This window comes from uncultured Helicobacter sp., from assembly GCF_947367035.1.
GTDB lineage: Bacteria > Campylobacterota > Campylobacteria > Campylobacterales > Helicobacteraceae > Helicobacter_D.
The window spans coordinates 21625-29636 of record NZ_CANBCA010000019.1 but is presented as its reverse complement, the minus strand read 5'-3'; the positions used below and the strand labels follow the sequence as shown (position 1 = coordinate 29636).

8 protein-coding genes are annotated in these 8012 nt (G+C 36.9%); all 8 read left to right on the top strand.

What is annotated here, in order from left to right; genetic code table 11:
• The first annotated feature begins 465 nt into the window (after positions 1 to 465).
• The 8 genes from Q0Y61_RS07030 (at position 466) to Q0Y61_RS06995 (ending at position 7935) form a co-directional block, all read left to right on the top strand.
• Positions 466 to 2169 (top strand): ABC transporter ATP-binding protein, encoded by a 1704-nt coding sequence (locus Q0Y61_RS07030; protein WP_297813537.1) that lies wholly within the window; start codon positions 466 to 468, stop codon positions 2167 to 2169.
• 52 nt (positions 2170 to 2221) lie between these two features.
• Positions 2222 to 3220, top strand: coding sequence for a glycosyltransferase family 2 protein (locus Q0Y61_RS07025; RefSeq protein WP_297813535.1), 999 nt, complete (start codon positions 2222 to 2224; stop codon positions 3218 to 3220).
• A 3-nt stretch (positions 3221 to 3223) separates the two neighbouring features.
• The gene (locus Q0Y61_RS07020; RefSeq protein WP_297813532.1) at positions 3224 to 4429 is read left to right on the top strand and encodes a glycosyltransferase; all 1206 of its coding nucleotides are present in this window, start codon (positions 3224 to 3226) and stop codon (positions 4427 to 4429) included.
• 9 nt (positions 4430 to 4438) lie between these two features.
• Positions 4439 to 5599 (top strand): glycosyltransferase, encoded by a 1161-nt coding sequence (locus Q0Y61_RS07015; protein ID WP_297813529.1) that lies wholly within the window; start codon positions 4439 to 4441, stop codon positions 5597 to 5599.
• A 9-nt stretch (positions 5600 to 5608) separates the two neighbouring features.
• Entirely contained in the window at positions 5609 to 5761 is a 153-nt protein-coding gene (locus tag Q0Y61_RS07010) for a hypothetical protein (RefSeq protein ID WP_297813526.1), read from the top strand.
• Positions 5740 to 5925: a hypothetical protein gene (locus Q0Y61_RS07005; RefSeq protein ID WP_297813523.1), complete on the top strand. Its 186-nt coding sequence runs from the start codon at positions 5740 to 5742 to the stop codon at positions 5923 to 5925. The genes Q0Y61_RS07010 and Q0Y61_RS07005 overlap by 22 nt, the downstream gene beginning before the upstream one ends.
• 21 nt (positions 5926 to 5946) lie before the next feature.
• Positions 5947 to 6570 (top strand): HAD family hydrolase, encoded by a 624-nt coding sequence (locus Q0Y61_RS07000; protein WP_297813520.1) that lies wholly within the window; start codon positions 5947 to 5949, stop codon positions 6568 to 6570.
• Positions 6571 to 6657: 87 nt separating this feature from the next.
• The gene (locus tag Q0Y61_RS06995) at positions 6658 to 7935 is read left to right on the top strand and encodes an MFS transporter (RefSeq protein WP_297813517.1); all 1278 of its coding nucleotides are present in this window, start codon (positions 6658 to 6660) and stop codon (positions 7933 to 7935) included.
• Positions 7936 to 8012 lie beyond the last annotated feature (77 nt).

The following is an 8012-nucleotide window of genomic DNA, read 5'->3' as shown; positions in this document are numbered from 1 at the left end:
AGTAAATCAAATTGCAGATGATATTCTAAGTGATGTGAATAAGAAGAAGTTTTAATTCTTTCTTACCTTCACTAAGACAATGCTTGAAGAATTTGTCATTGCAAACAAAGATAAAGCGCACATTCCACTAGGAATTTGCCCACATTTGCAAATCCATAACTTGGGTTAAAGCAGATTCTTTCTCCTCTCATTGTGAGAGTTTTGCAAAAACTCGTGATAATCTATAATTTAGAGCGAAATACAAGTCAAATAAGATAGAATTTTTAAATAAATAGAAAAATATTGTAAGTTTAAAGTACGCGACATTATAGGTTGCTTCATCTTTTGTTTCACTCACTCCTCGCAATGGCTACCAGAAGAGGTAATGATGGGGTGAAAAATTGTAATAATGAGCAAAAGGGATATTATGATTCTATGTTAAGAGAGTAATTGGTAAAATAACTCCATTTTTTCATTAAGGTTGATATGATTTCAAAACTCAAGTTTATCCTTTCTAGCTATGACCAGCGCTATATTTATGGACTACTTTTTCTTTCCTTACTTGTATCTATGGTAGAATTAATCGGAATCTCCGCTATTGCCCCTTTTATTGCTGTGGCAAGTGATTTTAATCTTATTCAAAGCAAAACCTACTTTTCTTTGGCTTATGAGTTTTTAAACTTCAAATCCTCTTATGATTTTGTTCTTTGCTTTGGTATCACTCTCTTGATATTCTATGTTTTTAGAAGCTTAATTAACTTGCTCTATCAGCATCTTTTAGCGCGTTTTACCTTCGGACGCTATCATTTAATTGTTGAAAGACTCTTTAGAAGTTATTTGGGAATCAATTATGAAGACTTCATCACTAAAAACACTAGCCATTTAACCAAAACCATTACGACTGAAGCGCATAATTTCACCATTCTTCTTGCAGCTTTTTTATTTATGACTTCTGAAGTTTTTGTTGTTCTTCTCATCTATGGCACATTGTTGTTTGTAGATTTCAAAATTACACTTGGATTAACGCTTATTCTAGCAATTTTAGGATTCCTTTTAGCGCGATTCATTGCCTTAAAAATTAAAAGACAGGGTAGAGAAAAAGAATCTCACCAAAAAATGTTTTTTGAAACTCTCGCTTCTAGTTTTGGAAACTACAAAATCATTAAACTTCAAAGTGATTCCGCTTCTATTTGGCAAAATTTTTCACAATCTTTATCTGGATATTCCCTCGCAAATATCAAAAATCAAACTTTTTTTCACATTCCACGCCTACTTTTAGAAGCTGTTGGTTTTTGTATGATGATTCTTGTCGTGCTTTATTTGTTTGTCCAAAATCCTAGTAATGTAACAAGCTATTTGCCACTACTTTCTATGTATGTGTTAGCGCTCTATCGCCTTTTACCCTCTATCAATCGTATTTTAGATTCTTATAATAAAATCCTATTCAACTTCCGTTCTTTAGAAATCATCTATCAAGACTTGAAAATGCAGACACAAGAACTAGGCGATATAGAAGCCACTTTCAAAGAGAAGATTAGATTAGAAAATCTCTCCTTTAGCTATCAGGAAAAACCCGTGCTAGAAGAAATTAACCTTACAATTTATAAGGGAGAAAAAATTGCTTTTATCGGGGAATCTGGAAGCGGTAAAAGCACATTGGTAGATTGCATCATTGGCTTACTCTCTCCCAAAAATGGCACAATTTCAGTAGATGATGTGAAGATTGATAAAACAAATTTAAAAAGCTGGCGTTCCAAAATAGGTTATATCCCACAAAATGTCTATTTATTTGCTGGAAGTGTTGCAGAAAATGTCGCTTTTGGGAGAGAGTTGGATAAAGAAAAAATTATCACTTGTCTAAAAAATGCAAAAATTTATGATTTTCTGCAAACAAAAGAGGGCTTGCAAACACAAGTGGGTGATGGAGGGATTGCACTTAGTGGAGGACAAAAACAACGAATTGCTATTGCCCGCGCACTTTATGGAGACCCTGAAATCCTTGTGCTAGATGAAGCAACAAGCGCATTAGATACAGAAGTGGAGGCAAAGATTATGGAGGAAATTTATAGAATTGCGAGTGATAAAACCTTGCTCATCATTGCACACCGACTAAGCACGATTGCTCATTGCGATTCTATTTATCGTTTGCAGAATAACACTTTACAAAAAATTTGTTATGCAGACATTTAAGGCTTTAGTTTTGGTATTTTTAGCCGATATTAGTGTTTTTAAACAGGATTAAATGATGAAAACTTCTAAACCATTTAATATTAAAGACTTACCACAAGAATTTAGCCAAAAGTTACTAGATGAGATTCCAGAAAATCCACAATTTCCAAAGGTTAGCGTGATTTTAACCACTTATAATCGTGAGTATTTTTTCACAGAATCTATTGAGAGCATTTTAGACCAAGACTATCCAAACCTAGAAATTATCGTAAGTGATGATGGGTCAGAAGATAACACTTTTAGCATCGCAAGCGAATATGCAAAAGATAATCCAATCATAAAAGTTGTGCGTAATGCAAGAACACGCGGAAGCGCTGGTAACCGCAACAATGGGTTAGACTATGCAAGTGGCGATCTCTTATTACTTTTAGACGATGATGATTTATTGTTTAAAGAAGCAATTTCACAAATGGTAGCAACTTATTTACACTTTGGTAAGCAATATGGTATCATTATTGCAAACTGCACAAGAAGTGATGATGGCTTCCTTTCTGGACAAGGATTAGATGAATCACGTGAGATTAGCTTCCAAGAAGTGCTTTCAGGTCGTTTAGATGGAGAGTTTGTTACGCTATTTGAACGCAAATTACTTGGACAAAGACGATTCAACGAAAATTTACAACGAGGGAATATGGGATTATTATGGCTCAAACTACATAAACAGCGACCTTGCTATTATATCCATAAGCCTTTGAAGTTTTATAGAATCCACGCAGAATCACTTACGCAGAGCTTGAAATATAAGCCTTTAGAAATGGTTAAAAACTACGAGCAAGATATTTTACTTTTTTACAAAGAACGTTTAAAGTGCTGTCCAAAGCATTTAGCTAAACTTTGCGCCACTGCGGCATTGCTCTATCGGCAAGGAGGAGACCGCAAAAAGTCTCTTAAAAAAATCTTGCAAAGCTTGGCTATCTATCCAAACTGGCTTGCGTTGCAAGCTTTTGCCTGTCTATTTTTGCCTGTATCTTGTTTGCCAAAACTAAAAATTCGTCAAAGAGTTGAGAAATAACCAATGAAACCAATTAGAATCTTATTAGCTATCAGGTCTTTAAACTTCGGTGGGGCAGAGAGGCAATGGGTGCTACTTGCAAAAGAGATTGCCAAACATCCTGAAGTAGAACTACGACTTTGCACTCTTTATGGTGGAGGACGCTTAGAATACGAAATAACAGGAATCTCGCATATTTGTTTGCATAAAAAGGGGAGGAGCGATATAAGCTTTTTATCGGCTTATCGCAAAGTAATTAAAGATTTCCGACCCCATTGCATCTATGCTTTTATGCCTGAAATGAATATTTTTAGCTTGATTTGTAGCGCATTTTTAGGCACAAAAGTTATTTTTGGATTCCGTTCTAGCTCTATTGAGGTAAATAAACTTAGTCTAGCCTCTAAACTCTACTTTTATACACAAAGGCTACTTAGTCGCTTCGCCGATGCGATTGTTTGTAATTCCTATGATGCGCTAAGGTTTTATCAATCTAAAGGCTACTATATGAAAAAGGCACTTGTGGTTTATAATGGGATTGATACCACGCGATTCAATAGAAGAGACATCAAAAGATTCAAAAAGGAGCTTGGAATAGCAGAAAATATCTTTGTCTTTGGAATTGTTGCACGAATGGATAAAGTCAAGGATTACCCACTATTTGCACGTGTTGCAAAAGAGTTTATAGAACAATCAAAAGTACAAGGAGAATCGGAAGTTGCTTTCATTGCACTTGGAAAATGTGAAGAGAAAATTTTAAAAGATTGTTTGAATATTTTAGGAGAAACGCAACACAAAGTGTTATTCCTAGGGGCAAAAAATGATGTGGAAGCATACTATCCATTGTTTGATTGTATTCTTTCTACTTCTTATACTGAAAGTTTTTCTAACTCCATTGCAGAGGGAATGGCGTGTGGTTGTGTGCCAATTGTTAGTGATGTGGGCGAAAGTAAAATTATCGCGAACTTTGGGCAGGATTCTTATTCTTTTTTCTTCCCACCCAAAGAGGAAAAAAGTGCATTAAAATGTTTAGAATCCCTCTATGCACTCCGCAATTCTAATCAGCTAGAATCTCTGAAAGCACAATCACGTGCGCAAATTGTAGAAAAATTTAGTGTAGATTCTATGGTCAGCACAACTTTAAAGATTCTGACTTCTCTTGCGCAATCTGTTAGCGTAGAAATTTTAAAAGTAGAATTGCACAACAACGAGATGAAATCTCCAAAGGATTAAGTTGCCGTGATGAAACTTGTTATATTGCTCTATTCCTTGGGGGCAGGAGGTGCAGAGCGCATTACTTCGCTTTTGTTGGAGAATCTGACAAAGGAATATGCCATCACGCTTGTTTTGCTAGAGGATATTCAGCATTATCCACTAGCACAAAATGTGGAAAAAATCATTTTGGGACAGAATCACGCCACAGAAAGCGGGATTAAAAAACTCCTAAAACTTCCCTTACTTGCATTTAAATATCGCCAAATCATTCAAAATTGTGAAATTTCACTCTCACTAATGACACGTCCAAACTACATTAATATTCTAGCAGGTATGTTGTGTAAATTGAGCGGAAAATCTCCTAAAATCTTAATTTGTGAGCGTAGCCACCCAAGCAAACAATATAGTTATTCCAATCTTGCTTCTACGATAAATCGCAAGTTGATTGCATTACTTTATAACCAAGCGGACAAAATTAGCGCAAACGCCCCGCAAAATCTTGCGGATTTGGTGGAAAACTTTGGAATCCCACAAGACAAAATCACCTTGCTTTTAAATTTCTTTGATTTGGCAAAAATTTCTACACAAAGCCGCGAGGATTCCACATTAAAGAATCAAATTTTAGCAAGCAAGGCGCGCGGGAGATTCGCTTTTATTAGCATTGGACGACTAGATAGTGGCAAAAATCATCGCTTGCTTATAGATTGTATGCAAGATTTTAAAAACAAGGCAGATTTATTTATTCTTGGCGAGGGAGAAAAAAGAGGCGAGCTAGAGACGCAGATTTCAGAACTACAATTAGAATCTTGTGTGCATTTGCTTGGACGTACTCCAAATCCTTACGCTCCTTTGAGCGTTGCGGACTGCTTTGTCTTTGCCTCCAATCACGAGGGTTTTCCTAATGTGCTTGTAGAATCCCTCGCGCTTGGGATTCCACTTCTTACGACTAATTGTGCGCCCAAAGAAATTTTAGAGCCACTAGGCGAGTTTATAGATAGCCAAAGACATTGTGAAATCTGCAAGGGAGGCATTCTCATCCCCCTTAATGACAAAGAGGCTTTTAGCGAGGCTATGCGCTTTATTTATGCGCAACCCCATTTTTTCTCTTCAAAGAATCTCCAATCTCAAGCGCGCAAATTTGCCATAGAATCGCAACTACCGCGTTATAAGCAATGGATTTTTGAATAAGGAAATACAATGGAATCCTATGGATACGCCACCGAACTAGAATATGTAGATGATTTTATTCCGCACATTGCCAACACGCGCAAAAATTTATTGTTGCCCCACAAAGCTGCGCACAAGCGTATGAAAAGATGGAATTTTTGTTGCCTATTGTTTGTGCGATAATGACGCAAGACTTCTTGCACCCCACGCAAGCACATACTTACAGAATCTTAACACAAGCAAAAGCCCACAATCAAGTGCTTTTCTCACAAAAACCTAAAAACGTGGGGCTTTTTCTCTCCTCTGCTTTATCAAGCATTGGGAATTTTAGATTAAAGAGAAATTGATATGAGTTTATGGAGGAATGAATGCTAAATGTTATTTTTGATATGGACGGAACATTGCTAGATAGCGAAAATGCTATTTATGAAGCCATTAATGCAATTAGAGCGGATAGGAATCTCCCTGCACTTCCACAAGAAACAATGCAACGCGCAATTCATACGCCAAATCTTAATTGCGCAAAAATCTTTTATGGTATTGAGAATTTTCCGCATAAAAGCTACAAGGTTGGCTTTGAATCTTATTTTAGCAAACATTACGAGCAAAGGGCGGTTTTGTTTAAGGGAGTGCGCGAAATGCTCCAAACTTGCAAAAAAAGAAATTACTTTCTAGCCCTTGCTTCCAATGCCCCACAACTTGGGTTAAAGCCAATTTTACAAAGGCATAAAATAGACCAATATTTTGATTCTATCATCGGCACAAATGACACAATAGAATCTAAACCCAATCCATCAATGATTTATCTTATCTTACAAAATGCTCACTTTGCCAAGTCTGTATTTGTTGGAAATTGCTTAAAAGATGAGAGAGCGGCAAAAAATGCAAAGATTCCTTATCTACAAGCCAAATGGGGCGAGAATGCGCTAAAAGACAATGAATTTGCTAGCACGGAAGAATTGCTAAAGAAATTGAAAGAATACGAGGATTGAAACTTTTTATCTTTTTTATGCTTTTCTCTTGACAAACATCAGGTATCAGGCTTTATAATTACAGCATCATTTTACCAAAGGGAAAATATGCAAGCTTTTATCTATAAACTTTTTAGCCTTAAAGACGGGGAATTTAAGCTCTTAGCCCTTTCTTGCGGGTTTATCTTTATGCTCTTTAGCTCCTATGCGATTTTGCGTCCTATGCGTGATGCTTTGGGACTAGAGGGAGGGCAAGAGGAGTTAAAATGGCTCTTTTTGGCGACTTTTGTTGCTTGCATCCTTGCGTCTTTGCTCCTGATGTGGTTAAGCACCAAAATCAAGCGAAGATTCTATGCCGATTGTATTTTTATTTTTTTTGCACTCAATTTGCTTATTTTTTATGAGTTAATGCAGATTTTCAAGCCACACACCGCAGAATTTATCTGGCTTTCTCGTGTGTTTTACGTGTGGATTAGCGTCTTTAACCTCTTTGCTTTCTCCTCTGCTTGGAGCTTGCTCACCGATGTCTTTAGCAAAGAGGCAAGCACGAGACTTTTTGGTATCATCTCCGCAGGAGCAAGTCTTGGGAGCATTGCAGGGGCAAGCAGTGTGAGTATTTTAGTGGCAAATCTTGGTGTGGCAAATCTCGTTTTTCTCTCCATTGCTCTGCTTTTTATCGGTATTATGCTAAAAAATCTTATTTTGCGTGAGTTGCAGCATTTTGAAAATACAGAATCACTAGAACGATTCAACCAAGTCATTGGCTCAAAGAATCCTTTTGTCGGGTTTAGGCTTATCATCGCCTCCAAATACCTCCTAGCACTTTGTGCCTTTATCCTATTGCTTACGAGTGTTTCTACTTTTTTGTATATGGAACAAGCTCGGATTATCCGCGAGATTTTTCCCACACGCGAGGCGAGAATTGCAGCATTTGCAAACATTGACCTCATCGTACAAATCTCTGCACTGCTCATTCAAATCTTCTTGACTGCAAAAATTGCAAAATTTTTTGGAATCACGAGCCTTCTTAGCATACTTGGCTTTGTCATCGCATTGGGATTCCTCACTCTTAGTTTCACACACCCTGCATTTTTGCCTTTGGCTATCGTAATGAGCATTCGGCGCGTGGGTGAATATGCGCTAGTTAAACCCGGACGCGAAATGCTTTTTGTCCCACTAGATTCGGACTCCAAATATAAAGTCAAAAATTTCCTTGACACAGTGGTATATCGCGGAGGAGACGCACTCTCTGCCCAAGCTGAAAGCTTGCTCGCAAATATCGGGATTTTGTGTGTGCTATTAAGCGGTGCTATGATTTCTTTTGTTTGGGGATTACTTGGAATCTTTTTGGGAAAAACTTATGAAAAAGCAGTAGATTCAAAATAGACAAAATTTACTACTCTAAATATTATCTAAATAAAGGTGATTCACAATCTCTTTAAGTTCATAAGATATAATTACAA